23 protein-coding genes and 5 tRNA genes are annotated in these 25,703 nt (G+C 44.1%); 24 read left to right on the forward strand and 4 right to left on the reverse strand.

Annotated elements, in window-relative coordinates:
- Positions 1-194 precede the first annotated feature (194 nt).
- A complete protein-coding gene (locus MHH89_RS27730) occupies positions 195-7,040 on the forward strand; it encodes an S-layer homology domain-containing protein (protein WP_341088611.1) in 6,846 nt (2,281 codons plus the stop codon).
- 421 nt (positions 7,041-7,461) lie between these two features.
- Here the strand turns inward: MHH89_RS27730 and MHH89_RS27735 are convergent, their stop codons facing one another.
- On the reverse strand, positions 7,462-7,890 hold the full coding sequence (locus MHH89_RS27735) for an Lrp/AsnC family transcriptional regulator (RefSeq protein ID WP_076277914.1): 429 nt from the start codon (positions 7,888-7,890) through the stop codon (positions 7,462-7,464).
- Positions 7,891-8,019: 129 nt separating this feature from the next.
- Here MHH89_RS27735 and MHH89_RS27740 point away from each other — a divergent pair, with 129 nt between their 5' ends.
- From MHH89_RS27740 to MHH89_RS27800, 13 genes are all read left to right on the forward strand, one after another.
- On the forward strand, positions 8,020-8,772 hold the full coding sequence (locus MHH89_RS27740; RefSeq protein WP_076277915.1) for an MBL fold metallo-hydrolase: 753 nt from the start codon (positions 8,020-8,022) through the stop codon (positions 8,770-8,772).
- 143 nt (positions 8,773-8,915) lie between these two features.
- Positions 8,916-8,991: transfer RNA gene (locus MHH89_RS27745), tRNA-Asn, on the forward strand.
- A 7-nt stretch (positions 8,992-8,998) separates the two neighbouring features.
- Positions 8,999-9,087 (forward strand) — tRNA-Ser (locus MHH89_RS27750).
- A gap of 174 nt (positions 9,088-9,261) precedes the next feature.
- The gene (locus MHH89_RS27755) at positions 9,262-9,708 is read left to right on the forward strand and encodes an oxidoreductase (protein ID WP_076220227.1); all 447 of its coding nucleotides are present in this window, start codon (positions 9,262-9,264) and stop codon (positions 9,706-9,708) included.
- A 102-nt stretch (positions 9,709-9,810) separates the two neighbouring features.
- Positions 9,811-10,416 (forward strand): class I SAM-dependent methyltransferase, encoded by a 606-nt coding sequence (locus MHH89_RS27760; protein WP_076278193.1) that lies wholly within the window; start codon positions 9,811-9,813, stop codon positions 10,414-10,416.
- A 291-nt stretch (positions 10,417-10,707) separates the two neighbouring features.
- Positions 10,708-11,169 (forward strand): DinB family protein, encoded by a 462-nt coding sequence (locus tag MHH89_RS27765; RefSeq protein WP_076280575.1) that lies wholly within the window; start codon positions 10,708-10,710, stop codon positions 11,167-11,169.
- Positions 11,170-11,719: 550 nt separating this feature from the next.
- Positions 11,720-12,547, forward strand: coding sequence for a branched-chain amino acid ABC transporter permease (locus tag MHH89_RS27770; protein ID WP_445739144.1), 828 nt, complete (start codon positions 11,720-11,722; stop codon positions 12,545-12,547).
- A 10-nt stretch (positions 12,548-12,557) separates the two neighbouring features.
- Positions 12,558-13,526: a branched-chain amino acid ABC transporter permease gene (locus MHH89_RS27775; RefSeq protein WP_076128228.1), complete on the forward strand. Its 969-nt coding sequence runs from the start codon at positions 12,558-12,560 to the stop codon at positions 13,524-13,526.
- Positions 13,495-14,277: an ABC transporter ATP-binding protein gene (locus MHH89_RS27780; protein WP_076195260.1), complete on the forward strand. Its 783-nt coding sequence runs from the start codon at positions 13,495-13,497 to the stop codon at positions 14,275-14,277. The genes MHH89_RS27775 and MHH89_RS27780 overlap by 32 nt, the downstream gene beginning before the upstream one ends.
- A gap of 6 nt (positions 14,278-14,283) precedes the next feature.
- On the forward strand, positions 14,284-14,985 hold the full coding sequence (locus tag MHH89_RS27785; RefSeq protein WP_076128224.1) for an ABC transporter ATP-binding protein: 702 nt from the start codon (positions 14,284-14,286) through the stop codon (positions 14,983-14,985).
- 71 nt (positions 14,986-15,056) lie between these two features.
- Complete coding sequence (locus MHH89_RS27790; protein ID WP_076099058.1) at positions 15,057-16,247, forward strand: ABC transporter substrate-binding protein; 1,191 nt, start codon at positions 15,057-15,059, stop codon at positions 16,245-16,247.
- A 138-nt stretch (positions 16,248-16,385) separates the two neighbouring features.
- Positions 16,386-16,457: transfer RNA gene (locus MHH89_RS27795), tRNA-Glu, on the forward strand.
- Between the two features lie 6 nt (positions 16,458-16,463).
- Positions 16,464-16,546: transfer RNA gene (locus MHH89_RS27800), tRNA-Leu, on the forward strand.
- An 87-nt stretch (positions 16,547-16,633) separates the two neighbouring features.
- On the opposite strand, the gene MHH89_RS27805 is transcribed toward MHH89_RS27800, so the two are convergent.
- A complete protein-coding gene (locus MHH89_RS27805) occupies positions 16,634-17,257 on the reverse strand; it encodes a hypothetical protein (protein ID WP_076128220.1) in 624 nt (207 codons plus the stop codon).
- 226 nt (positions 17,258-17,483) lie between these two features.
- On the opposite strand from MHH89_RS27805, the gene MHH89_RS27810 reads away from it, so the two are divergent.
- Both MHH89_RS27810 and MHH89_RS27815 read left to right on the forward strand, forming a co-directional pair.
- The gene (locus MHH89_RS27810) at positions 17,484-17,849 is read left to right on the forward strand and encodes a helix-turn-helix domain-containing protein (protein WP_036681672.1); all 366 of its coding nucleotides are present in this window, start codon (positions 17,484-17,486) and stop codon (positions 17,847-17,849) included.
- An 88-nt stretch (positions 17,850-17,937) separates the two neighbouring features.
- Positions 17,938-18,020 (forward strand) — tRNA-Leu (locus tag MHH89_RS27815).
- Positions 18,021-18,087: 67 nt separating this feature from the next.
- Here MHH89_RS27815 and MHH89_RS27820 read toward each other — a convergent pair.
- Positions 18,088-18,597 carry a GyrI-like domain-containing protein gene (locus tag MHH89_RS27820; RefSeq protein WP_076128218.1) on the reverse strand — a complete coding sequence of 170 codons (510 nt, stop codon included), beginning with the start codon at positions 18,595-18,597 and terminating at the stop codon, positions 18,088-18,090.
- A gap of 169 nt (positions 18,598-18,766) precedes the next feature.
- Positions 18,767-19,246 (reverse strand): glutathione peroxidase, encoded by a 480-nt coding sequence (locus MHH89_RS27825; protein WP_038569095.1) that lies wholly within the window; start codon positions 19,244-19,246, stop codon positions 18,767-18,769.
- Between the two features lie 180 nt (positions 19,247-19,426).
- On the opposite strand from MHH89_RS27825, the gene MHH89_RS27830 reads away from it, so the two are divergent.
- From MHH89_RS27830 to MHH89_RS27865, 8 genes are all read left to right on the forward strand, one after another.
- The gene (locus tag MHH89_RS27830) at positions 19,427-19,849 is read left to right on the forward strand and encodes an organic hydroperoxide resistance protein (RefSeq protein ID WP_036681676.1); all 423 of its coding nucleotides are present in this window, start codon (positions 19,427-19,429) and stop codon (positions 19,847-19,849) included.
- Between the two features lie 190 nt (positions 19,850-20,039).
- On the forward strand, positions 20,040-20,318 hold the full coding sequence (locus MHH89_RS27835) for a hypothetical protein (protein WP_036681678.1): 279 nt from the start codon (positions 20,040-20,042) through the stop codon (positions 20,316-20,318).
- A gap of 94 nt (positions 20,319-20,412) precedes the next feature.
- Positions 20,413-20,832, forward strand: coding sequence for a thiol-disulfide oxidoreductase DCC family protein (locus MHH89_RS27840; RefSeq protein ID WP_076282033.1), 420 nt, complete (start codon positions 20,413-20,415; stop codon positions 20,830-20,832).
- 79 nt (positions 20,833-20,911) lie between these two features.
- Entirely contained in the window at positions 20,912-21,817 is a 906-nt protein-coding gene (locus MHH89_RS27845) for a copper amine oxidase N-terminal domain-containing protein (RefSeq protein WP_341088613.1), read from the forward strand.
- A gap of 35 nt (positions 21,818-21,852) precedes the next feature.
- Positions 21,853-22,287, forward strand: a complete 435-nt coding sequence (locus tag MHH89_RS27850; RefSeq protein WP_076185827.1) for a DUF6526 family protein — start codon at positions 21,853-21,855, stop codon at positions 22,285-22,287.
- A gap of 185 nt (positions 22,288-22,472) precedes the next feature.
- Complete coding sequence (locus MHH89_RS27855; protein ID WP_076099052.1) at positions 22,473-23,636, forward strand: hypothetical protein; 1,164 nt, start codon at positions 22,473-22,475, stop codon at positions 23,634-23,636.
- The gene (locus tag MHH89_RS27860) at positions 23,629-24,861 is read left to right on the forward strand and encodes a CpaF family protein (RefSeq protein WP_076099051.1); all 1,233 of its coding nucleotides are present in this window, start codon (positions 23,629-23,631) and stop codon (positions 24,859-24,861) included. The genes MHH89_RS27855 and MHH89_RS27860 overlap by 8 nt, the downstream gene beginning before the upstream one ends.
- A 30-nt stretch (positions 24,862-24,891) precedes the next feature.
- The gene (locus tag MHH89_RS27865) at positions 24,892-25,695 is read left to right on the forward strand and encodes a type II secretion system F family protein (RefSeq protein ID WP_340393461.1); all 804 of its coding nucleotides are present in this window, start codon (positions 24,892-24,894) and stop codon (positions 25,693-25,695) included.
- Positions 25,696-25,703 lie beyond the last annotated feature (8 nt).

A 25,703-nucleotide genomic window follows, 5' to 3' on the forward strand; every position in this document is an offset into this window, starting at 1 on the left:
CGTTTGTTTACTCCTTGCGGGTAGCTAAAACTAACTATCATCGCGTTAAACCGATTTGTCAATCTTCATGAAGGTTGTAGGGATTGGATATCCGTACAAATACACCTTTTTCTGGATAAAATCGCACATCGTTTTGTAAGCGTTACCAAACTAATATGAAAAGGAAGTCCATATTAATTAGAGGGGGCACATGTATGAAACGAATCAGGTCCGCAATGGCGGGTCTGCTCGCGCTGCTGCTGATTTTTTCAAGCTTGCCTGTAATGGGAACCGGTAGTGGTTCCGTGGGAGCAGAAGGGGTTGGAGGAACAGGCGCTGAGCAAATTCCATCAGGTACGGTACTCATCAAGAATAAGTGGAAAAACAACTTTTTATATGAGACATCCGCAGGAATCGTGCGTTATGGCATGACCAATCCAGCCGATGCTTCAGCGCATTGGACGGTTGAGACGGTGAACGGGCTGTCACGAATCAAGAATGTGAAGACAGGCCATTACATTACAATGGCTGGTAACAACGGCAAAGAGGATTCACTTAAGGCGGCAGAACACCAAGGTTCAGGAAGTGTTGCGGATCAGTGGCTAATTGATACTTCCAATCGCAATGGATACATGATCATCCGAAGTGCGACTGTGCCAGAGGGGAAGTTGGTTATCCACGAGGAGAATCAGCTTGGTTATGCGCAAGTAAGCTCGGATATCAATGTTACGTTTGAGAGTCCGCAGTGGGCTTTTATAGATCTAAATGCAGCACCTGTACGGCTAGAGAGTCGTCTCCGCCCCGGTCAGGTAATGTATGAAAGTGAAGGGAATGTTCTTTACGGTAAACAGCCTGTCAGCAATGAAGCGGCCCAGTGGTATCTTGAATCAGGGACGGATGACGGAACAGTAATGATTCGCAACCGTGCGACAGGTCATTATATTAAGCAAAATGAAGTGACCTGGGCTGGGGTTTTTTCGCAGGAAGTCGATATGGATCACGTGAAGCTAAGTGAATGGGTCCAAGAGCATGCACCAGGCCCTGATGGGACGGGCTTCATTACCCTTCGTAACAGTGGTTTAACTGAAGAGGGGAGTCCATTATGGCTAAATCCACAATTCAGCGATGACAATAATGTGCGATCTAACAGCTGGCCGGGTTCAGCCTCTAATCCAAGCGCGCAGTGGAGAATCGTGCCTATTTCCGAATTACAGCCTGTACGACTGGCAACTTACACGGATGCACAAGTGGCTACAGATTTCTTATATGAATCCGCAAACGGCGAGCTTAAGCATGGAATTATTGCGCCAGATGCCGCTAACACCTCTGACTATCTATGGTATATAGAAGATTATGACGGCAATAAGCGTATTCGTAATGCGGCAACCGATCATTATGTTTCTTATAGTGAAGGTACTGCCAAGGCCTTGCAGATTAGCGGAAGTCAGCCGTCGGATCAATGGATTTTTAATGATTCCGATGATTATGATGATTACCAGACGCTTCAGAATCTCGAAAGCACAGGCATTTATTTGTCTACATTGGGTGGAGAACATGCGGGTGCGATTGGGGATGCGACTTCTTTGAGCGCTCAGTGGCAGCTTTTAGATCCTAACACACCGACTGACGGCACCGTGCCCTATTACCGGATTCAGAATGGCTGGAAGTCATTTTATTGGTATGAGAGTGTTGATGGTCTTTTAAAATATGGAAATATGCAGAAGGACGGCTCCGATCAGTGGCTCGTGGAGAAATATAACGGCCGCAAGCTGTTCAAAAACAAGAAAACAGGCCATTACATGAACACGATGAATATGCCAAATGGCCACCTTCAGGTCACAGAGCTTCCAGACAGAAATCATGTGGAACGAGAATACATCTGGACAGGCAAAAATGTTGGGAACAACACCTACGTAATCAGTAGCGTTCTCGACAAGGAACCTAATAAAATCCCAGAGAAGTATATTTCACTTCAAAACCTCACTAAATATGCTGAGTACGGAGTGATCAATCCAGGTTGGGGCAGTCCGCAGTGGAGATTTGTTCCGGTCACCGAGAAAAAACAAGATTTGTTCCGTTTTCAGCTAGATGCTGTAAATGGAGAAGATCAATATCTTAAGGATGGTCCTTTGCTGACTTCTTCAGCCGCACTAGAGGAATTGCCAGAATCCAAGACGGTTACTGAAGCTGTCTATGCTGACCAGGACTCTGCACACTCTAACCAAAATCTTGCACCTCTAGCAGCTGCCAACGAGGATGTAACAGTAGGCCAGGCTACTTATGGTCCACTTGATTTGAATGACGATTCCTTTGTCTGGCAGCTGCAAGAAATAGCGGGCAGCAATGGATCGGTGAAGATAAAAAATAAAGGCACTGGACGTTATCTCTCCCTTGAGCATATAGGTGGGGCTGTAGATGAGATTGATCCTAAAGTTAGCGTTCAAACTTTGCAAACAGTGTACGATGTATGGGCCAGCATTAAGTGGAAGGTTGATATGCAACCGTCCGGTGTGACTACCATTATGAGCTCATGGGCTGGTCACTATATCTATGGTGCGCCGGATGATAACGGCAACCCAATTCTCCGAATCAGTAAAGCTGCAGATACAGCGGAAAAAAGCAGTGCACATTTTACTGCTGAAGCGGTTGAAGCGATTGCTCCGCCACTGCCTGATTACCCTGTAAGATTCAAGAATGCAAGCAGCGGAGAGTATTTATACGAAAATGAGCGTGGGGTTGTTCTGTATGGGCAGCCGTCAGCAGACAATGGATTTTCGCACTGGAATGTAACTGTACAGGAGGGTAAACAGACGATCACCAACCGGGCAACAGGTCATTTTTTAACGCTGAATGGTGATTATTCATATTTGGAGAGCAGTAGTACAGATCCTGCTGTAGACGGAGCATCCGCCTGGGAAGTAAGCTTGGCTTCCGATTATACACATTACACCATTCGTAGTCTCTTTGGAGAATACGACGATGAATTAATAAACATTGCCAATAAGACAGGATATGCTGAACGTGCGCTTTTGCTAGAAAGTGAGGGTACGGCACTATGGACACTTGAGGCGGCTCCACAGGAGTTTACTACTCCATCTGGAGAACTGCGCAATAACAATACAACTACTCCAGTTCAAAATGATACCAACATCATAACCATTGTACCGAAAGGCATGGCTGGTAAAGTATTGGCCGAAAAAGAGGGGGCTGTCCTATATGCAGATGCTTCCGATATGGCGGCTCAATCCCAGTGGCTGGTCCAGGAGATAAACGGACGCAAACGGATTATGAATGTTCAGACACAACATTATCTTTCGCTCAATGAATCGGGCCAAGTGGTCTTGTTAGCTGCTGGAGATACAGAAAGATCCCAATGGAAGCTGGAAGAGAAGTTAGGTTATGCTCTTCTGCTAAGTGCGAACGGAACAGGTCTTCTTTCTCACAGCACATCGGCTGTTCAGCTTGGTTCTGCTGCAAATGGAACTGATAGTGAGCTCTGGAGCTTCTTACCTATCCCTGCTGATGCAATTTATGCAGGAGGAGAAGCATTCAAAGGGGAACGTGTTATACGGTTTGCAGTCAACGCCCAGCAGGCTGGGGAATACGATGCTGTTATTCGATACAAAAATACCGCTGCTGCCGCAACGGATCTGGCACTAGAGGTGAATGGATTACACGAAGGGGGCAAGGTTAGTCTTGGCAAGTCTGCCTCTTGGAAGACTGTAGTGGTAAAACTGCAGCTTCGTGCAGGCATCAACACGGTTTCTCTAAGCAGTGACAACGTGGATTGGAGTAAAGTAACCCTTGATAGCCTGACCGTAAAAAACAGCGTAAACAAAACATACCGTGGAGCAACGGTTCCATATATCAGCTATGAAGCTGAGGATGCGGCAACAAACGGAACGTTGATTGGTTCGTCGCGGAAATATCTCAGCATGGCTTCCGAGGCTTCTGGACGACAAGCGGTGGCCTTAAAGAATACGGGAGATTATCTAGAGTTCAAGCTTGCAGAATCAGCTAACTCCATCGTTCTTCGATATTCTATTCCTGATAGTCCAGATGGGGCTGGTGCGGAAGAAACCTTGACTCTATATGTGGATGGAATTAAGAAGCAGCTTAAGCTGACATCCAAATATGCTTGGGAATATGGCAGCTACCCATGGTCAAATGACCCTCGCCAAGGCAGTGGACACCGCTTCTTTGACGAAATCCATGCTCTGATCGGCGATGCTCCTGCCGGAGCAACTATTCGCTTAGAGAAGGGAACAGGAGACAACGCAGCTTCTTACGTCATTGACCTGGTGGATATGGAGCAGGTTGCCCCTGAGTTGGCTCGCCCGGACGGATTTATTTCCGTAACGGATTTTGGAGCGGCAGCGAATGATGAGGGAGATGATACCGCAGCCTTCAAGGCAGCCCTTGCCGAAGCGAATGCGACAGGTAAAGGTGTGTGGTTCCCGGCGGGTACCTTTAATGTCGGTGAGGGTCTGCTGGATCTGGATACCGCTGAAATACGTGGTGCCGGCATGTGGTATACGGTTCTGAATGGAGCTAAGTTTTATGGTCACGGCGGTAAGGTTGGTGTTTACGATCTGATGATAGAAGGCGGCATTAACGAACGGGATGATGAAGCGATCACCAACGCTTTTCATGGTGCTTTTGGCCAAGGTTCGATTATACAGAACGTTTGGATAGAACATACCAAAGCAGGCTTGTGGTTAACTCAGCCGATGGGTGAAAAGGCGCGTACGAATGGTCTGTACATGGCAGGTCTGCGGATCCGCAATCTTATGGCAGACGGAATTAACTTTGCCGTAGGGACTGGCAACAGCATGATGGAACAAAGTGACATCCGCTATCCAGGGGATGATGGAATCGCAATGTGGTCGTTTACTGACGGCAAGTTGACGGATGTGAATGGTACGGAACGTACACCGAGCTACAACAACACGGCACGTTTTAATACGGTATCCTTGCCTTGGTTAGCGGATAACATTGTAGTCTTTGGGGGGAAAGATAACAAAGTCCAGGACAACGTGGTAAAAGACACTGTGACTAATGGAGCCGGGATTGCAGTGTCCACCCGTTTCACCGCCGAGCCATTCCAAGGAACAACGATTGTGGAGCGAAATACCTTGCTTAGAACTGGCAGCTACGATTCCGGTTACGGCGTGAATCTGGGTGCGTTATGGCTTTATGCTGGTGAGAGTGATCTGAAAGGAAAAGTACTCATTCGCAACAATACGGCACTGGACAGCACTTATTCGGGGTTGATTGCTCAAGGTGATCTAGAGGGAGATACTCTCACTTCCATTGATGGAGTTGTGCTGACGAATAATGTATTGGATGGCGCAGGTACAAGCGGTATAGAAGTTACGAAAAATCTGAAAGGGAGTCTGTTGGTCGACAACATGATTATTCGTGGTGAACGGATGAACCTACTGACCAATGCCTCTCCTGACTTAAGCATTAAAGAACAAAATCAAGGAATAGCCTCAGCCATTAAACCGTTCTCTATCAAACTAGCAGATGGACAGAGCGGGCCTGTGATATTAGAGCAGGGTAAGTCAGCTACGCTTAAGGTACTAGATAAAGAAGGCAGAGATCTTACCGCACAAGCTACTCTAAATATTATGAGCAGTGAGATTGCTACATTTACCAACGACAGTCTTAATGGAATTCAAGCGGGAATCACAGACTTCACGGTAACTGTGGGCAACGAGAAGAGGGGATATACAATTGAGGTGCTATCACCTGGCGGGACAGATCCTGTAGACCCGATCGATCCTGTGGACCCAACAAGTACTCCTAGTCCGACGAGTACTCCAGAACCAACAAGTACTCCTGGTCCAACAGACCCTACAGGGTCAGTGAACCCTGTTCAACCCGGCATACCGACGGCTACACCAGCACCTACGCCAGCAGCTAATCATGATGCGCAGCTAAAAGCTAAGGCGACTGCAGGGCAGGCTGTTATCGAGATATCAGCTAACGGTGACGGCACAGCCCGGTTTAGTGCAGATGCTTTACGTAAGGCGGCGGCACTTAGCCCCAAAGCTGTGCTTGTTATTGAAAGTGGAGGGATGAGCTACCGCTTCCCGTTAGAGCTTGTGGAGAGTGTGCTCAAAGCCGCACAAATGCCGGCAGGCACACTGGAGTTCAATGTAAATTCGCTAAGCGGAAAAGGATTGGAACAACTGCTTGTCAAAGCTAAGCAGCAAGGCTTTACTGTGCAAGGAACACCGGCTAATTTCACTCTAAAGGTAACGGATGGAAAAACCTCTGTAGCAGCAAGCGGGTTCGGTACCACTTATGTAGATCGTACATTTATGCTTAAGGAGGCGCTGGATGCGAAGACAGGTGTAGTCCTTATTTACGATGAACAGACGGGTTCCTTCCGTTATGTACCTGCATTGTATGAGCCCGTTAATGGGATGACCAAGGTTACGGTTAAGAGCAGTATTGCGAGCGGTGTATTTGTCGCTGCGCTGCACCCTGTGACTTTTGGGGATATTGCTACACATTGGGCGAGAAATGAGATTGAGGGACTTGCCAGCCGACTGATCTTGACCGGACAATCCACAGATACCTTTGCACCTCAGAAATCTGTCAGTCGTGCCGAGTTCGCAGCTATGCTGATTCGATCGTTAGGTCTTGTAGCTGCGAACACGACGAAGACCTTCAGTGATGTGTCCGATTTATCTTGGTATGCAGCGGACGCCAGAGCTGCTGCAGCCTTAGGACTGGTTCAAGGCTATGAGGATGGAACCTTCCGTCCGAACGCCCCTATTACACGGGAGCAAATGGCTGTTATGGCAGCCAGAGCAATGAAGCTGCTGAATCTAAAAGCTGAAGGATCTAGAGCAATCGTTGCTACAGATGTTTTCACAGACGCTTCAACTATTTCCTCATGGGCTAAAGAAGCAGTGTCTGACCTGGCTGCAAAAGGCATTATGAAAGGTCAACCATCAGGCAGCTTTGTACCTAGCAGTGATACTAGCCGTGCAGAAGCCGCCGTAATTCTTGTACGGTTGCTTAGAGCAGCTGAATTATTGAATTAGCTACCGCGGTAGAAGCTACAATATGGCATAAGTAAAAAGACAGCAGAGCAGCGATCCTCCGGTTATTGGAGAATCGCTGCTCTGCGTTTTTGACGATGGCTGGCCTGCTATAAAAGCTTATGGGCAAGCGAAAGCTCATTGACTTTGAGTAACCCAATCACTTGCATAAACACCAACACCAACATCGCCGAGCTATCATTGGCTGAGGCTTACGGACCCCAATGACGCTATTGGCAAGTTTTTAGCCTTTTGGGCAGGGTTTCGGACTCAAGTGACGCTATTCGTTCGAAAGAGGCTCATATTTGGTGTTTTTCGTGCCAATAGAGGCAATGGGGTCCGATAGTATGCCAAATATGCGATTATGCTGAGTATAAGGTCAACTGGGTCCGATAGTAGCTTCATATCCGATTCCGATGCAGCCTTACTTCAGTTTTCCCATCGATAGATTGACTCTGTAATTTCCGAACTTCAGCAGTTCGTCGAGAAAACTATTCAACTCCTCTTGGCTTCCGGTACGAACACGTATCCAGTAGCAGCCTTCTCCGCTGACCCTATGTATTTCTTTTACACTATCATGCTGCTTTGCGAATGTCTGAAAGGCTGGGTGAACCGTATTCGAACCCAAAAAAACAGTAATAAAGGCATGAATAGTCTCCCCAACCTTATCCGGATTCCAGCGTACCGTGTAGCCTTCAATCACTCCGGTGTCCTGCATTTTGCGAATACGTGCGCCCACAGCCTGACCGGTCATATGCACTTGCTGCCCAATATCTTTGTGACTGATCGTGGAATCTTCAATTAGAAGCTGCAGGATGCGAAAATCCACATCATCTATAAAATAAGAACTCATTATTATCTAAAATCCTTTCTGCGTGAAAGTAGAACGAGCCAATCTTTTTCCAATCTCAATGTATTCTGTTTCAAGGTCCAACTATAATTAATTGTAGCAGAAGATATCTGAAAGAAAGAAGGGCTTCCGATGAAAATACAGCATATCCGCAATGCGACCCTATGGCTAGAGTATGGTGGCAGTACATTTTTAATTGATCCTATGTTGAGTGAACAGGGTGCTAATCCACCTATTTTTAATACTGACAATGATCGCCGCAATCCGCTCGTTCCTTTGCCGGGAGCCGTAGAACAATGGCTGAGTCCTAATGCAATTCTTGTCACACATCTTCATCAGGATCATTGGGATGCTGCTGCCATTTCTTTGTTGCCGCATGATCTACCACTATTATGTCAGGAAGGAGATGGAGATAAATTAGCGAAGCAGGGGTTTGAGCATACCACGGAAATTAGCGGTTCTCTGACGTTTAATGGAATAACTATAACACGTACTGATGGACGGCATGGCACTGGAGTGACTGGTAAACTTATGGGTAAGGTATCCGGGTTTGTGTTTCAGGCGGAAGGCGAACCTGTTCTATATGTGGCTGGGGATACGATTTGGTGTGATAAGGTGAAAATGGCATTGGATGCTTTTAAACCTGAGGTGACCGTTGTGAATGCTGGTGGTGCGCAGTTTTTAAGCGGATGCCATATTACAATGAATGAGCAGGATGTCGTAGACTTATGTGAATATGCTCCTTCTACTAAAGTGATTGCTGTGCACATGGACGCCATTAACCATTGTTTGGTTACCCGAGATAAGCTAAAAGCTCATTTAGAGAAGGAATCGTTGGGGGATCGGGTACAGCTTCCGCAGGATGGAGAATGGTGTAATCTATAGACGGAGAGGGATGGAAATCTCTTTAAAAAATCTAGCAAGCGGCCGAATAATAGCATAAATTTGAAAACGATCACAAAAATTATTTTGCCCGCTTGACTAGACCTTGAAATCATGATAAATTAATTCATGTTCACTTGTAATGTTCCCTGATAGCTCAGTTGGTAGAGCACTCGACTGTTAATCGAGTTGTCACAGGTTCGAGTCCTGTTCGGGGAGCCATTTTCATGGAGAGATACCCAAGTGGCTATAAGGGGACCCTCTGCTAAGGGGTTAGACTGCGTAAGCGGTGCGTGGGTTCGAATCCCACTCTCTCCGTTCTGAATTACATAAGAAGAGCTTCCATTCTGGGAGCTCTTTTTTTGTTGTGTAAATTTATTTTTCGGTTGCTATATGCGATTCTGAGAACGGTGAATTCAATATTTTGGAAGGGGAATGGAGTGGAGGGATCGAATGTTTATTTGATAAGTGTGAAGATTTTAAAGGAGGAGCATGAAAACTATAAATCAAATACAAACAAAACCGTCAAGCCGATATGATAGTTTTGATCCGGATCAAGAGGGAAATAAAAATACTATTTTTGCCGACATAATAATTGATGATAGGTCTCTTTACCAAATGTTAAAAAAATATGATAGGGTTCCTTCGCTCGGGTGGGGTAGTGAAGAGCATCAAAGGAAAATGATTAATTATTTTTTGTTAAACGAAATGCATGAATATTTGTACTACAGGTACCCAATATTAGTCTGTCCCTGGTGTGGCGATGAAGAATGTGGCTTTATATCCGTATTTATTGAGAGAGAAGAGGATCTTATTATATGGAGAGATTTCAAATTAGAATCCGGTAATAAGACTATTGATATAGGCCCTTTTTGCTTTAAATGGGATGAATACGAAAAAGTTATTAAAGAGACATTTGGAACTGCGGGGATTCAATAAAGTAAACCTGAAAACCCATGGAAGAGATGTGCTCAAATAATTTATATGGGAAAGATCTATGAGTGAATCCAATAACTACATGATCAAAGGAGTGGAATCAACATGGAACTGTTTAAGCAGATCCCCTTGTACAGATTTTTGGCATTATGCAATGAAAGTGGTATGGAAAAAAACATATTAGACTGCGGGGCGGGAGGGGATTCACCTCCACTAAGTTTGTTTGCAAACTATGGATACAGTACATACGGTATTGAGATGAATGACGAACAAATTAAAAGAGCTAGTCAGTTCGCAACTGAAAGAGGACAGAATCTAAATATACAACAAGGCGACATGAGACAGTTGGCACTAAGTGATGAGTCGATGAGTTTTGTGTATTCATATAACTCTATTTTTCATATGAGAAAACAAGATGTGAAAAAAGCGATAAATGAAATGAAACGCGTTCTAAAACCTAATGGATTATTATTTGTAAATTTTTTAACTCTAAAGGATTTTAGAGTCGGCGATGGAGTTGATTTGGGGGATAATCAGTTTGAACAAATAGAAGACGATGAATTCGTAATACACTCTTATTATGATTATCATGAGGCGGATTCTATGTTTGATGATTTGCAGTTAATATACAAAGAAGATCGAGTACTGGAAAGAAAGTTTGAAGGCGAATGGATACGACAAGGATTTATCGATTACATATATAGAAAATAGCTGGATGCTGAAGAACATATTAGTAGCTCCGAAAAAGCTAGATAGCTGCGAACAATACGTTCACGCCGTGGACCACGAGGTGTTGGTTCGATAAAGGTAAAGGTTTGAAGAAGAGTTAGCTAGGTGGACAACCCCGCGAGTCTAATGCTAGCGACTGTTTCCTAGGTAATAAGTCGGAAATAAATAAGGTTATTTTTATATGTTTCGATGAAGCGAACTATGAACTATATAGGAATGAATTAAAGAGATTTTGTTAGAATTTTGATGTTTACCAGAAAAGGAGATGTGCCAATGAATAACAGATCAGATTTGCTAAATCAGTTTAAGGAATGGAATGGATTTGTTCTAGAAATTATTGATTTAGATTGGAAAACACCCATCGCTGAAGGAAAATGGACCATTCATGATGTTGTTAGTCATATTTTGTTATGGGATAAATACTTCTATGAATCGACGATCGAACCGATAGCATACGATAAAGCGATAACACTTCAACTTATTGATTTCGATCAATTCAATAATGATGCTGTTACATATGGTAAAACAAAAACCAAAGACGAATTAATAGAATTGACTGTGAAGTATCGTAACTTAATATTAGATTGTATAAGTAGTCTTGAGGAGGGAAAATACTCAGGCAAATATGTGGACGGAAGGTTTTCCTTTGAGTCCTATTTAAAGGATTTTATATCGCATGACCTACATCATATGATGCAGATTAAAGAATTAAACAAGAAAATGATGAGTAATTGACTCGTGACGGAAGTGCAAAGAATGGAACTGACCACCCTAATTAGCTTTCTCTCACTCGAATTATTGTGTGGGACAGAGCTTTTTTTTGCGCAAAAATAGAGATACAACTTGACCAGTAACTCATAATAAACTCGAAAAACACATATCCAAAGAGACAAATGTTATATTATTTATCATTAAATGCAATCTGTAGGTAAAATCAAAGACTCCCCCTCTGAAAATCAAACTTTAAAAATCTCCATAATTCTTCTGTTTTCTTCTCTTTACCCACTTTCTATCTTTATACATCCCAAAGGTTTAACTCGAAATGTTATGTAATATAACATAAAATATTGAATATTATAGTAAAAACCTCAAATTTTACTGACGCATGTATAGTACTGTGTTAATATAAGTGACATAAAACGATGAAAATGAATGTAAGCTAAAGAAAGGTGTTTTTAAAAATAAATATGGGGATTGGGGGACGGCGATGGAGTATTTCATTCAACAGTTAATTAACGGGATTTCTGTAGGGAGCATCTATGCTCTGATCGCACTAGGGTACACCATGGTTTACGGGATTATTAAATTGATCAATTTCGCCCATGGAGATGTGTTTATGGTTGGGTCGTTTATTGGATTGTTCAGTGCCAGGTACTTGGCTTCAGCAGGGCTTCCTCCGATACTGGTCTTACTTATCTCATTGGTGATTTCTATGACAATCAGTGCGTTGCTGGGGATGTCAATCGAACGGCTAGCATACAAACCTCTACGAAAAGCTTCACGAATCGCTGTGTTGATTACTGCAATTGGCGTTTCTTTTTTGCTGGAATACAGCGGTGTGTTTGTGCTTGGTCCTCAGGCTAAAGGATTTCCGGAGATTCTTAATAAGCAGCAATACAACTTGTTTGGTTCCTCGATTCAGGTGGACTCCAATCAAATCATGATCTTGGGGACGACGGTTATTTTGATGATCATCCTTCAGTATATTGTGCACCGAACAAAGATTGGTAAAGCGATGCGGGCCGTTTCTTTTGATATGGAAGCAGCACGGTTGATGGGGATTAATGTAGATCGGACCATTTCAGCCACCTTCGCTATAGGATCTGCACTTGCGGCAGCAGCAGGCGTTATTTTCGGAATGACTTATAATTCAGTGGATCCGATGATGGGGGTGCTTCCGGGTCTTAAAGCTTTTGTGGCTGCCGTTCTAGGTGGCATTGGCAGTATTCCTGGTGCTCTGGTAGGGGGAATTCTGCTGGGCACAGTTGAGACAGAGGTTTCTTCTCTGGGATACTCTTCATGGCGTGATGGTGTGGCATTTGCTGTACTCATCCTAATCCTTATCTTTAAACCATCCGGGCTATTTGGTAAAAATGTCCGCGAGAAAGTGTAGGGAGATGCCTATGAAGAAGATAAACAAGTCATTTTGGATAGGCATTGTATTTTCTGTCATGCTATATATCGTCATTCAAGTTCTTCTAACAACGGGAATATTTGATGATGTCATGGAGTCTACGCTAATTCTAATTTGTATAAATGTCATGCTGGCGGTGTCTTTGAATCTGATTAATGGGATAACGGGGCAATTCTCAATCGGGCATGCTGGATTTATGTCTATTGGTGCTTATGTTTCTTCCATTTTAACTTTAAACTTTGAGATGCCATTCGTGCTGGCGCTAGTGATCTCTGGACTGGTTGCTGCATTTTTCGGTGTACTTATCGGGATTCCGACCTTGCGGCTGAATGGAGACTATCTGGCGATTGCTACGCTGGGATTTGGTGAGATTATCCGGATTGTCCTGCTCAATACAGAATATGTGGGCGGAGCTTCAGGTCTTAGCGGCATCCCCAATCAAACGACTTGGACGATTATGTTTCTGTTCACACTGGTCACGATTGTTGTGATCAATAACTTTATACGTTCCACTCACGGCCGGGCTTGTATAGCGATTCGGGAGAATGAAATTGCTGCTGAAGCGATGGGGATTAATACAACTTTGTACAAAGTCATTGCTTTTTCACTTGGAGCATTATTTGCGGGAATAGCGGGTGGTCTCTCTGCTCATAAGTTCTACGTCATCAATCCTGGCAGCTTTAATTTTCTGAAATCATTCGAAATTCTAGTCATGGTAGTGTTAGGTGGGCTAGGAAGTACAAGCGGGGCCATCGTGGGTGCGATTGTACTGACGGTGCTCTTCACGGTGCTTCAGGAATATCCGGAGCTGCGGATGATTATTTACTCGGCGATTCTAATTCTGATGATGATTTTTCGGCCTAAAGGGCTGCTTGGCAGCACGGGTTTTTCTTTCTTGAAATGGTCTAAAAAGGAGGTCAAGCCAAGTGACAGCATCAACAGTGGAAGTGCTTCTTGATGTTCAACAAGCAAGTCGTGCATTTGGCGGGCTTAAGGCGCTTAACGAGGTATCTCTCCATATTAATAAAGGCGAGTTGATTGGGCTCATCGGACCTAATGGCGCGGGAAAAACAACCCTTTTTAACTTGCTGACAGGTGTATACCCGCCTTCCAGTGGCGATATTATCCTCAGCAATCAGGCAGTAGGCGGGATGAAGCCTTATCGGATTAACCGAAAAGGGGCAGCGCGGACATTTCAGAATATCCGTCTATTTACTTCTATGACGGTGCTGGATAACGTTAAGATCGCATTTCACCAGCATGCCAGACATTCAATGTTCACTTCCATGCTCCGTCTGCCTAAGCATTTTGTAGAAGAAAACGAAATTACGCAAAAGGCTATGGATATTCTCAAAATATTTAATCTTGCCGATCAATGTGCTGAATGTGCCGGGAATCTTAGCTATGGAAATCAAAGGCGTTTGGAAATTGCTCGCGCGCTTGCAGCAGGACCTAAGCTTTTGCTATTGGATGAACCAGCCGCAGGGATGAACCCGAATGAAACTCGGGATCTAATGAATCTTATTGCCTGGATCCGTGAAGAGTTTGAGTTGACGATCCTGCTTATCGAGCACGATATGTCCCTGGTTATGGGGGTGTGTGACCGGATTTATGTGCTGGACCGCGGAATGTTGATTGCTGAAGGTACGCCCGTTGAAATACGGAATCATCCCAAAGTGATAGAAGCCTATTTGGGACAGGAGGCGTAGTGGACCATGCTTAGCGTACAGGGGATCAATGTATATTATGGGGCTATTCATGCCTTGAAGGATTTAAGTATGAATGTAAAAGAAGGCGAGATTGTAACTCTAATCGGCGCAAATGGAGCAGGCAAGTCCACGTTGCTTAAGACGCTTTCGGGACTGCTGAAACCCAAAACAGGCAGTATAGATTTCATGGATAAATCTATTACGAATCAGAGTGTTCAGTCCATCGTAAAACAGGGGCTTATTCATTGTCCGGAAGGCAGGCGTGTATTTGCTAATATGTTTGTGGAAGAAAATCTGGAGCTAGGAGCTTTTTTACAGGATTCAGGCAGCTTAGCTGCTGATTTTGCCAAGGTTTACTCCACCTTCCCGCGTCTTTTAGAAAGAAAAAAACAGCTTGCCGGCACATTATCCGGCGGGGAGCAGCAGATGCTTGCTATGGGGCGCGCGATGATGGGGCATCCCAAGCTTTTATTATTAGATGAACCCTCGATGGGGCTTGCTCCATTGCTCGTTCAGGATATTTTTCGGATCATCCAGGAAGTAAATGCCTCTGGAACAACAGTACTTCTTGTAGAACAAAATGCCCATCAGGCGCTAAAAATTGCTCATCGGGCTTACGTTCTTGAGACGGGCAGAGTGGTGCTTGAGGGAGATGCCAAGGAATTGGCAGATTCGGAAGAGATCAGAATGGCTTATCTGGGACATTAATTCATCGGCTAGTTCACAACAGCATCACAGAAAGAACCTATAAAATATTTATTTTGGGAGGCTGGAAGAGGATGAAGAAAATCGGGGCCATATTGCTGACTGCGTTACTGGCTGGTGGATTGCTGGCAGGCTGTGGGAACAAGACAGACAACACTACTGCTGAAGGTGGGAATGCTGGTGGAGGGACCATCAAGATTGGAGCAGACCTTGAGCTTACAGGCGGCCAGGCTTCCTTCGGTGATTCTGCACTCAAAGGGGCAAAGCTGGCGGTAAAAGAAATTAATGACGCAGGTGGAATACTCGGCAAAAAACTTGAGCTGATTGAAGCGGATAATGCTTCCAAGTCGGAAGAGGCGACACGCGCAGCGCAAAAGCTAATTACTACCAATAAAGTTGTAGCTATTATAGGTGCAACTACATCTACGAATACACTCGGGATTGTTCCCGTTGCTCAAGAAAAAGGCATCCCGCTGGTTAGCTCCTCAGCCACCAATCCCAAAGTAACAGTTGATGAACGTACTGGAGATTTGAACGAATGGGTATTCCGGGCCTCTTTTATTGATCCTTTCCAAGGTGAAGTAATGGCTAACTTTGCTAAGGATACACTTAAAGCAAAGACGGCTGTTATTTATACGGATGCTTCAAGCGATTATTCCAAAGGGCTGCAGACCTTCTTTAAAGCAACGTTTACTAAGAACGGTGGCTCAATCTTAAGCGAAGAATCCTATCAACAAAAAGATTCTGATTTTAAAGCCGTATTAACACGTATTAAAGAAGCTAATCCCGATGTTATTTATCTTCCAGGCTATTATGAGGAGGTCGGCAAAATCGTAAAGCAAGCTCGCGAAATGGGGATCACCGTTCCGTTTATGGGCGGGGATGGCTGGGATTCACCTCAGCTGGCTGAGATTGCCGGAGCGGATGCCCTAAACAATACGTTTATGTCCAATCACTATTCACCTGAAGATAGCTCGCCAGAAGTAAAATCGTTCGTAGATGCCTTCAAGGCTGCTAACGGTGATCTTGTTCCAGATGGGATGGCTGCGCTTGGATATGATGCTGTGAAACTAGTGGCAGACGCGATTACACGTGCGGATTCCACAGAACCTGAGAAGCTGAAGGATGCACTGGCGGGGACAAAGGATTTACAACTGGCCACGGGTAAAATCACAATGAATGAAACGCATGACCCGGTAAAAGCAGCTGTGGTGCTAAAGTTTGTAGATGGGGTACAAACCTTTGAGGCAAAAGTAAACCCATAAGCGTTGTGATTAGAGGCGCGTACCTTTATTGGTGCGCGTTTCTTTTAGTTTAAACTTTTTTTTAAAAAAGGCTTGTCAAAATTCTTATGGTTTGATATACTCATTTTTGTTGTGACAAGAAAATAACTTGTAAAGCATGGCCCGTTGGTCAAGGGGTTAAGACACCTCCCTTTCACGGAGGTAACATGGGTTCGAATCCCATACGGGTCATATTATGCGGTAGTGGTGGAATGGCAGACACGCTATCTTGAGGGGGTAGTGGGTGTATACCCGTGGAGGTTCGAGTCCTCTCTACCGCATACAAATAAAAAGTAAGAAACCCTTTGTTCGCAGAGGATTTCTTACTTTTTTTTATAAGATTAGAAGTGAAATTCAGTGACGTCAGGTCATCTCTTAAAAGCCCCAGCATACTGGGGATAGAGCTGTCTTATGCAGTCTGGGCAGATATCATGAGTGAATTGCAAAGAAAGCTGATGCTTTAAGAAATGTTCAATGGTGATCCATTCATCCTTGGGATTACGAATACATTTACAGGAAGCACAGATTGGGATTAGCTCAAAAGATGATGGTAAGGTTGAACGGAGGTTTATGATCTCCGGATGAAGAGGTTCTTCTTTATAGGGGCCCACATCATATAGTGAAATTATAAAAGTGGCTTCTGGGTGCGGATCTGAGAGAAATGGGTAGATCTCCAAACGGAAGATTCGTTTCCCTTTATTAGCGGTTTGTATGGAGAATTCGGAAGTATAAACCTGATGCTCTCTGCGGAGTATATATTTCACTGATTCATAAAGCTTGGCCCATTGATCGGGATCGACAATCACATCTTGCATGAGCTCTGAGTAATACGCGCCAATCCATTTCTTATTAGTAGAAAGACCATATTCATGACTAAAGGCCTTCCACCTGCTGTTGGTGAACTGGATAATCCCATGACTGTTGATTACCACCGCATTGTGCGGTAAAGCTTCAAGTGAATGGATAATGGAAGATGATAAGCATTTTGACAAAAGTCACCGCTCCCTCCTAGAGATCATTCAGGATGATAAGTTAACAAAGGGGGCCAGACGGTATTCTACAGATACTTGTCACCTGAGTCGCCTCTTATCGTCACTCCAGCCATATGATATAATCGGATAATACATAACAATACTAATTATATACTTTTTTACGTTATTTTGCAATAGGTAATTACGTAAATAAGTAATTTATTTTTAGATGGAGGGCGATTCACCGATGCAGACCATATACGAACGTATAGAATACCTGATTAAGCAGAAAGGTTTGACCAAAAAATCATTCTGTGAGCAGTTAAATATCAGCACAGGTAATATGGGAGATTGGAAGCGGGGGAAGACTACTCCAGGAACACATAAGCTGATTGAGATCGGTGATTTTTTTCATGTTAGTCTGGACTGGCTCATTCTCGGCAAAGATACACCGGATACTGTACGAGAGAGCGGCGTAGACTATGATTTGAGTGATGTTCAGCTATCGGAAAGCCGAGTAGATGAATTACTTCCAGCAGAAAAGAATTTTATCAAGGAATATATAGCTTTTGCTGAATATCGTAAACAGAAAATGGTCGACGAAGAATCTTAAAATCTGCATCTTTACTTTTGAGAAAAGTACATTTATAATAATGAATGTTGACCTCAAACAAATTTATGTTCTATGTTTAACACACCGCGCGGTAGTGGTGGAATGGCAGACACGCTATCTTGAGGGGGTAGTGGGTGTATACCCGTGGAGGTTCGAGTCCTCTCTACCGCATACAGAATGAAGAAAGAGGCCTTGCGATGCAAGGCTTCTTTTTTTGTTCAATCCTCAATCACACAACCTACTTCTTTACAAGCGGCACGCATAGATTGGCTTCGAATCCTTCATCATCCGGACCGGACTTTTCCGTGTATTGGATGTAAAAGACTCCATCAGGGTTGAACTTATAACCGGAATCCGGCAGCCATTCATTATGTATATAATTCCAGGTATGTTGAAAAGCCAACTGAGGGAATCCTTTTGCAGTAAATATAGCATAGGTAGACGCAGGAAGTTTCTTATGAACAAGGCCTTCAGGGATACAATCTAACTGCTCGACTTCAACACAAAGGAAAAAATCAATATCCCATGCGGTATGCTCCCACAGTTTAGGCACGGATGTACGGTTCTGAAATAGACCGAGATAACAACCGCTGCTTTGAACTTTTGTGGGTATAGCATCAAATTTTGCATCAATATCCAGCTCGCCAAAAACATATTCCCAAAGATTCGCGTATGGCTCCCCGGATGAGTTTACATTTGCCCAGCCAATAACATTTAGTTCGGGTATATCAAGCAGTTGAACAGTCACCGATTGTCCCTCCCAGCAAAAATATTTCAACAATATTATAAAATATTCCAAGAGATTAAAGGGTGCTGATATATAGCGATATTATGACGTTCTTTCTAGTTAAAAAGGATACTTTACCGCATAACAACAGGGGGCTGTGTGATGTGGTGAGTATCCTTTTTCTAATGAATTATTTTAAAAGCTTGGAGATATCGGATTCGATCTGCTGTGGAGTGGTTTTAGGAGCAAACCGTTTTAGAACACGGCCATCTTGGTCAACCAGAAACTTCGTAAAGTTCCATTTCACGCTTTTTGAGCCTAAGACACCAGGGGCTTCTTTGGATAAGTATTTGAATAATGGATGTGCTTCATCGCCTTTTACGTCAATCTTCTCGAACATAGGGAAGGTTACCCCATAATTAATCTCGCAGTATTCCGCAATTTCATCACTTTCGCCAGGCTCTTGTCCAGCAAATTGATTGCTTGGAAATCCTAAAACTTCGAACCCGCGGTCCTTGAATTTCTCGTACACTTCCTGAAGACCTTTATACTGGGGAGTAAATCCACATTTGCTGGCAGTATTCACAACCAGGAGTACTTTACCCTTGTACTTTGACAATGATTCCTCTTCACCCTTAAGAGTGTTGACCTCAAAATCATAAATACTCATGGATGACACCTCCATAGCTAATTTAAGTTTTTAACAATTTAATTGTACACTATTTATGGTCTGGAGCCAAATAAGAAAGTATTATGAATCATTCCTCATCATCGTTTCAAATCATACCTGTTGTTTAAAGTATAAAGTATGAGCATGACCAATACAGCTTGATGAAGGAGAAGATGACTCATGAAAGCATTATACACAGCAACTACAACAGTCCATGGCGGTCGTGAAGGCTCCATTGAATCCTCGGATGGCGTGTTAAAGCATAATCTAAGCATGCCTAAAGAGCTTGGAGGGCCGGGAGGTTCCGGTACCAATCCAGAGCAACTATTCTCGGCTGGTTATGGAGCGTGTTACGAGAGTGCACTAGCGAATATCGCCCGTAAAGAGGGCGTGAAACTCCATGACGTGGAGGTCACTTGTAATGTGTCCATTGGGAAGGATGACAGCGATGGAGGCTTTAGACTTGCTGTGAGAATGGATGTGAAGCTGCCAGGGATTGAACACGACAAAGCAGAGGAACTGGCGAAGAAGGCTCACGAATTCTGTCCTTACTCCAAAGCAACCAGAGGTAATATCGAGGTTGAATTAAAGATTGTTGATTAAATGTATCTGTATATATTTTATGGAAATAATGGCTAAATAGAGACGTAAATCATAAAAGAGTAATAAATAGCTGCCGTGTTAGGCGTCTTTGGTTGACATCACCCTTAAAATTCTTTAATATGTCTAAGTATCTGAGAATGTGCCTGCGTGTGCAATTTACAACCAAAAATTTAAATAATGGGTGATGAAGATGTCTTACAGACCGAATATTACGAATGTGACCAAAGCCAGCAGCAACGATAAGGAAGGATTGTACGAGTTCATTATCAAGCTTGCTGATGGAACGGAGTGCCGCGCGTTTTATCATCGGTTTCCGGAATGGAAAATGACGAACATCAGCCGCCTGCTTAAAACTCCATGTCCAATTTGCCGCAAAGATTTCATCTGCAAATGCATGGAGGCATTCACTGCTGATTTCGAAGGGCAAATGATCGGGGATCAATGGATTGAGAAAGCAATCGCAGAATAATTAAAGAACGGCACTTGATGGCGCGGGAGGTTATCCCGCGTTTTTGTTTACCCAAAAAAGCAGAAATTTACGCCTTTAAGACAGAGGGGGAGCCATGAACGAGGAACTGAACCTTATGAAAGATAAGTCCATCGTATTGATAGACGGAGTGTGTCATCTTTGCCAGGGGGTAGTTCGTTTCATTATCCCGCGTGACCCCGAGGCTAAATTTCTATTCGCACCTTTACAGAATGAGATTGCGGCAAAGCTAATGAAAGAGTCTGGACTTCAGCCTGGACAATTAAACACGGTGATTTTACTGGAGAACGGAGTGTATTATACAGAGTCGGCCGCTGTGCTAAGAATTGCCCGTAAATTGAGATTTCCTTGGCCTGCCGCATACGTGTTCATCTTAGTACCACGCTCATTGCGTAATGCCCTTTATCGGTATGTAGCTAAGAACCGCTATCGTTGGTTCGGACGTGATGAGCAGTGTATGCTCCCTACCCCAGAGATCAAACGGAGATTTTTGTAAACCATAATCTGGGAGAATGTTATAATGAAACTATAAATGGGGACAGTTTTTTCATATTATCACTAGGGGTGAACGAATAGTGAAACGGAAAGGGCTTCTGCTTTGTATAGTCATGTTGTTATCTTTAAGTATGATCGGTACGGCCTCAGCTGCCCCCAAGCTTCGCATTATGGTGAACAATTCAAGTGTGGATGTTGGTGTGCAAATCGTGTCGGGGAAGACGCTGGTTCCGCTGAAGGCTTTTGAAAGATTCAAGAATACTTCTATTCAATGGGATGCCAATACCAAGCAAGCTACGATTGCTAGAGATTCTATGAAGATTAAGCTTACGGTTGGCTCACGGACGGCTTGGAAGAACTCGGAGGCTGTACAACTGGATGTATCGGCCAAAATAGTGGATGGAAGAGTAGCGGTACCCCTGCGGTTTATTGCGGAGGCTCTTGGAGCGAGAGTAACAGTAGATGCTGCTTCGAATACAGTCTGGGTTCAGGAACGGGCCAATGCTAAACTTGTGCAGAATTATAATAGTAATGACTTAGTTGTTTCCCGCATAGCTGCTCTGCAATTCCCGGTTGAAGAAAGAGAACCCTCCAAATTGACGGGTGATAATGAAGCATTGTCTATGACGTATTATTTTCCTGAAGGCAGATCTGATGGTTATTTTATATTGTATGGACATTTCGTAAAGTATTATGAGATCAAGGATAATATTGTAAAAGTAGTTTGGGAAGCTGATCTGGATATGTCCAAGGAGGCTACAAATAAAGATTTTACCGCGATATTCGGTTACCCAGTTGCGAAGGAATATGGTAAAGCACCTGTTCTAGCTCCATCCTATGCCTCTTTTTATACGAGTGTTTGGGGAAGTCAGATTATTTATGGAATGGTTAATGCGGATGGAACTACTAAAGTTTCAGGACAGTCTCTGTACTGGGGGAATAATGAACCTTTTGTCGTAGCTATTCCCGGAGAGACTAAGCTTTAAGCAATATATAAGTCTTATAAATATGGAGATGAATGATGAACAAGGGGAAGCCTAAAGGTTTTATGCGTTTTGATTGGCCTTATCATTTTGTAACTATGCCGCTAGCGCTGATTATATTTGTATGGTCGGGAATTTATGTCGTTCAGGTGTTACGTGATGATGGTGCTCTAACAGTGCCCTTGCTATTATTTGGTTTATCTCTATGCCTATTATTTGCGATTACTCGAATTCGAATTTATGCCACAAAAAATCAGGATCGAGTAGTGAGGGTAGAGGAGCAGTTCCGGTATTTCCGATTGACAGGTGAAGTATTAAATCCAGAGCTTGAATTAGCTCAGATTATCGCGCTTCGGTATGCAGGAGATGAAGAGTTTCCGGCACTATGTCAGCGGGCGGTGAAGGAAAAGCTTAGTCCTGCCGATATCCGGTCTGCCATCAAGAATTGGCGTGAAGATACGATGAGAGTCTAAAAACCACTTGATGTGCGAAAAAACTTATTGCTGCCTTCTTATATATATGCTACTATAGCTGTAAATTAAAGGGATAGTAACGGAAGCACCGTTCAATGTACCGTATCCACGGTTATTGTCGGTGCTTTTTTGCTGTCTTTTTTTTGACAATATTTATGAATTTCTTGCGAAAGGAGAGAGGTTTTATGGCGGCAAGGATTGTACTCGCAGTGCGTGAAAGCCAATATATCGAACCATTGCTACACTATCTTCATCATAGTGAGTATGGAGAAATGCTGCGAATCACGGCTTTTAGTCGGCTGGATGCTTTTATCGATTTTATGAGGGGAGAGGATATGCCGGATGCTGTTGTAGGCGACGTTACTTTTATCGAGGCTTGGCTTGTGGAGGGAAGAACTAAGGTGCCTTGGGCAGTTTTGAGTGAGGAGGGAGCTTATCTTAGCAGGGGTTCTAAAAGCCTGGCTGGAGGCATCATGATTGCGAAATATCAGGCACTGCCTTCTCTGCTGGGAGCATTTATTCAACTATGTGAAGTGAAACGAGCTAGAGGTTCCTCTGTATTAGATGAAACGCTGCTGCTCGGTATCGTCTCCTCAAGCGGGAACACGGGCAAAACCACAGTAGCTATGAATATGGCTAAGCAGCTAGGTGAATTGGGGCTTTCGGTCTTTTATTTGAATCTTGAAAGTGTGGACAGCAGTGGATTATTTTTACGGCCCCCTGCAGGAAATACGCCTGGACTAGAGCGGCTCCTTTATGAAATCAAAGCCAGCCGGGATAAGGGTGGAGCCGATACGATTGATTTGGGGCAATACGTGATTAGGTATGATCACCTTCGAAGTGCTGCTTTTAGGCCAATTATTAATGTAAAAGAAATGCTGCAGATGACTACGCAGGATACGCTAGATTTGTTGGCGCTGTTGGTTGCGGAAAGAAATTTTGACGTAGTTATAATAGATACCGGCAGTATTGAAGAAGAACGTGCCAAAGCTGTGTTACATAAATGCGGAATTCTATTGTGGGTAGTTAGAAATGACGAGGTAAGCATTCATAAGACCATGAGATGGCTATCCCATTGCAATGCTCCTAATTCTGGTATGCCCAGCCAAGTGATGGACAAAAGTAGATTTGCCGTGAATTTTGCCGCAGAGGGTTTAGAGGTGTGGGCACCTCCGGAAGGAATTACCGTTGAAGGTGTACTTCCGTATATCCCATCTTGGACGCTGCAGCACCGTGAGGAGCTTTTTCTGAACTCACCACAATTCCAAAAGGAGATCTTACAGCTGTGCAAGCAGATTATAGAACCGTCGCTTCCGCAAGTATTCACTGGTAAGGGTTTACATGAATGAGGAAATGTTTAAGGCACTTCGCAGTGACATCCGGGCAGGATTAGATGTTACTTCTGCAGTTGGAAATCGTGAACTCACCCAATATATTGAAAGGACAATTTTGGACAGCGAAAATCTGCGTTATTTAACAGCACAGGAGAAACATGAGCTCGTGAAGAGATTGTTCGATTCTTTTCGAGGATTGGATGTACTCCAGCCCTTAGTGGATAATCCGGCGATCACTGAGATTATGATTAACAGCCATACTGAGATTTTTGTAGAAGAGGAGGGGCAGATTCGTCGTCTCCATTTGGAATTTGAGTCCAGCAGCAGGTTGGAGGATATTATCCAGACGGTTGTATCCGGTGTGAACCGGGTTGTAAATGATTCTTCTCCTATCGTTGACGCTCGGCTAAAAGACGGATCGCGTGTAAATATCGTGCTTCCGCCGGTAGCTCTGAAAGGCCCGGCGATGACCATTCGGAAATTTCCTGAAACACCGATGACGATGCAGGATTTAGTCCGTCGTGAAGCTTTAAGCTTGGAAGCCGCAGAGTTGCTGCAAATTTTAGTGGCTGCTAAATACAATATTTTTATTAGTGGCGGGACAGGCTCTGGAAAGACTACTTTTCTTAATGCATTATCTCAGTATATCCCCCCACAGGAGAGGGTCATTACGATAGAGGATTCCGCTGAACTGCAGATTGTAACCGTGCCGAACCTTGTTTCACTGGAGACCAGGAATGCTAACACGGAAGGTAGAGGGGAGATTTCCATCCGAGATTTGATTCGTTCTTCTCTGCGAATGCGCCCTAACCGGATTGTTGTGGGGGAGGTACGGGGAGCGGAATGTCTCGATATGCTGCAGGCTATGAACACCGGACACGATGGAAGCTTGTCTTCCGGCCATAGTAACAGCGCACACGATATGGTCAGTCGACTGGAGACGATGGTGCTAAGTGCTGCGGAGCTTCCGGTAGCTGTTGTTCGCCAGCAAATTTCATCGGCAATTGATATCTTCGTACACTTATCACGTCTCCGTGATCGTTCCAGGCGGGTGATGGAGATCAGTGAGGTTGCGGGGTTGAAAGACGGGGAAGTGATCTTGAATCCCTTATATGAATTTCAAGAAGCTGGTGAACGAGAGGGAAGGGTGCAAGGGGGGCTGCTTCCCTGTGGTAACCCATTGTTGCATACAACGAAGCTTAGGATGGCTGGTGTAAACTCCTATCCATTGGCTCAATAGAGATTCAAAATTCCAGAAGGGGGGGAGGACATGCTTAAGTTTAAATTTGTTGCTGCAAAGCCTGTAGAAGCGGATCCTGACGGTCCTTCGTTATTACCAGATTATAAGGTATACGAATTGACCTTGCTGCAGAGGATTCTGACCCTTACTGCGGGTGGACTGCTGATGTATGGAATTGGATATCTTTTTTATCATCATTGGCTGCTGTCGTTGCTGCTTATGCCTGGCGGAGCTTATGCCCCGCATATGCTGCGTAACTATCTACTGAAAAGACGTCGAAATGCACTGAATTTACAATTTAAGCAGACGTTATTTTCGCTGTCTTCCTCCCTTTCAGCTGGGCGTTCGGTGGAGAATGCATTCCGAGAGGCGGTTCAGGATTTACGTATGCTCGACCCGGAGGGAAGCAGTGATATGATCTCCGAGTTAAACATTATCTGTGCACGCATGGAATATGGACAGCCTGTGGAAGAAGCGCTGCGGAACTTTAGTGAAAGAGCGGGAATGGAGGACATCGAGCGATTCGCGGATGTGTTCTCGGTCTGTAAGCGTACTGGTGGTGATCTTGTAGAAGTGGTGCGCCGTACATCAACGATTATCGGTGAGAAGCTGGATATTCAGCAGGATATTGCTGTAAGTATTGCTCAGAAGAAATTTGAGGCTAAGGCACTGCTGATATCTCCGCTGATCATGGTGATGTTTATGAGTTTGACGGCTGGAGAATATATGGAGCCAATGTATACAGGAGCGGGTATAGCCATATCGACATTAGCGCTTGTTGCTTTATTCCTATGTTATCTCTGGACTACTAAAATAATGGACATTCCACTGTGAAGGGGGTG

Origin of the sequence: Paenibacillus sp. FSL H7-0323, assembly GCF_038002725.1 — a bacterium.
GTDB classification, from domain to species: domain Bacteria; phylum Bacillota; class Bacilli; order Paenibacillales; family Paenibacillaceae; genus Paenibacillus_AQ; species Paenibacillus_AQ odorifer.

Excerpts from the sequence above, each read along its gene's own strand:
- MHH89_RS27730 (WP_341088611.1), top strand. The coding sequence starts at position 195 with ATGAAACGAATCAGGTCCGCAATGGCGGGTCTGCTCGCGCTGCTGCTG.
- MHH89_RS27735 (WP_076277914.1), bottom strand. The coding sequence starts at position 7,890 with ATGAGTTCTTATTTTATAGATGATGTGGATTTTCGCATCCTGCAGCTT.
- MHH89_RS27740 (WP_076277915.1), top strand. The coding sequence starts at position 8,020 with ATGAAAATACAGCATATCCGCAATGCGACCCTATGGCTAGAGTATGGT.
- MHH89_RS27755 (WP_076220227.1), top strand. The coding sequence starts at position 9,262 with ATGAAAACTATAAATCAAATACAAACAAAACCGTCAAGCCGATATGAT.
- MHH89_RS27760 (WP_076278193.1), top strand. The coding sequence starts at position 9,811 with ATGGAACTGTTTAAGCAGATCCCCTTGTACAGATTTTTGGCATTATGC.
- MHH89_RS27765 (WP_076280575.1), top strand. The coding sequence starts at position 10,708 with ATGAATAACAGATCAGATTTGCTAAATCAGTTTAAGGAATGGAATGGA.
- MHH89_RS27770 (WP_445739144.1), top strand. The coding sequence starts at position 11,720 with ATGGTTTACGGGATTATTAAATTGATCAATTTCGCCCATGGAGATGTG.
- MHH89_RS27775 (WP_076128228.1), top strand. The coding sequence starts at position 12,558 with ATGAAGAAGATAAACAAGTCATTTTGGATAGGCATTGTATTTTCTGTC.
- MHH89_RS27785 (WP_076128224.1), top strand. The coding sequence starts at position 14,284 with ATGCTTAGCGTACAGGGGATCAATGTATATTATGGGGCTATTCATGCC.
- MHH89_RS27790 (WP_076099058.1), top strand. The coding sequence starts at position 15,057 with ATGAAGAAAATCGGGGCCATATTGCTGACTGCGTTACTGGCTGGTGGA.
- MHH89_RS27810 (WP_036681672.1), top strand. The coding sequence starts at position 17,484 with ATGCAGACCATATACGAACGTATAGAATACCTGATTAAGCAGAAAGGT.
- MHH89_RS27825 (WP_038569095.1), bottom strand. The coding sequence starts at position 19,246 with ATGAGTATTTATGATTTTGAGGTCAACACTCTTAAGGGTGAAGAGGAA.
- MHH89_RS27830 (WP_036681676.1), top strand. The coding sequence starts at position 19,427 with ATGAAAGCATTATACACAGCAACTACAACAGTCCATGGCGGTCGTGAA.
- MHH89_RS27835 (WP_036681678.1), top strand. The coding sequence starts at position 20,040 with ATGTCTTACAGACCGAATATTACGAATGTGACCAAAGCCAGCAGCAAC.
- MHH89_RS27840 (WP_076282033.1), top strand. The coding sequence starts at position 20,413 with ATGAACGAGGAACTGAACCTTATGAAAGATAAGTCCATCGTATTGATA.
- MHH89_RS27850 (WP_076185827.1), top strand. The coding sequence starts at position 21,853 with ATGAACAAGGGGAAGCCTAAAGGTTTTATGCGTTTTGATTGGCCTTAT.
- MHH89_RS27855 (WP_076099052.1), top strand. The coding sequence starts at position 22,473 with ATGGCGGCAAGGATTGTACTCGCAGTGCGTGAAAGCCAATATATCGAA.
- MHH89_RS27860 (WP_076099051.1), top strand. The coding sequence starts at position 23,629 with ATGAATGAGGAAATGTTTAAGGCACTTCGCAGTGACATCCGGGCAGGA.
- MHH89_RS27865 (WP_340393461.1), top strand. The coding sequence starts at position 24,892 with ATGCTTAAGTTTAAATTTGTTGCTGCAAAGCCTGTAGAAGCGGATCCT.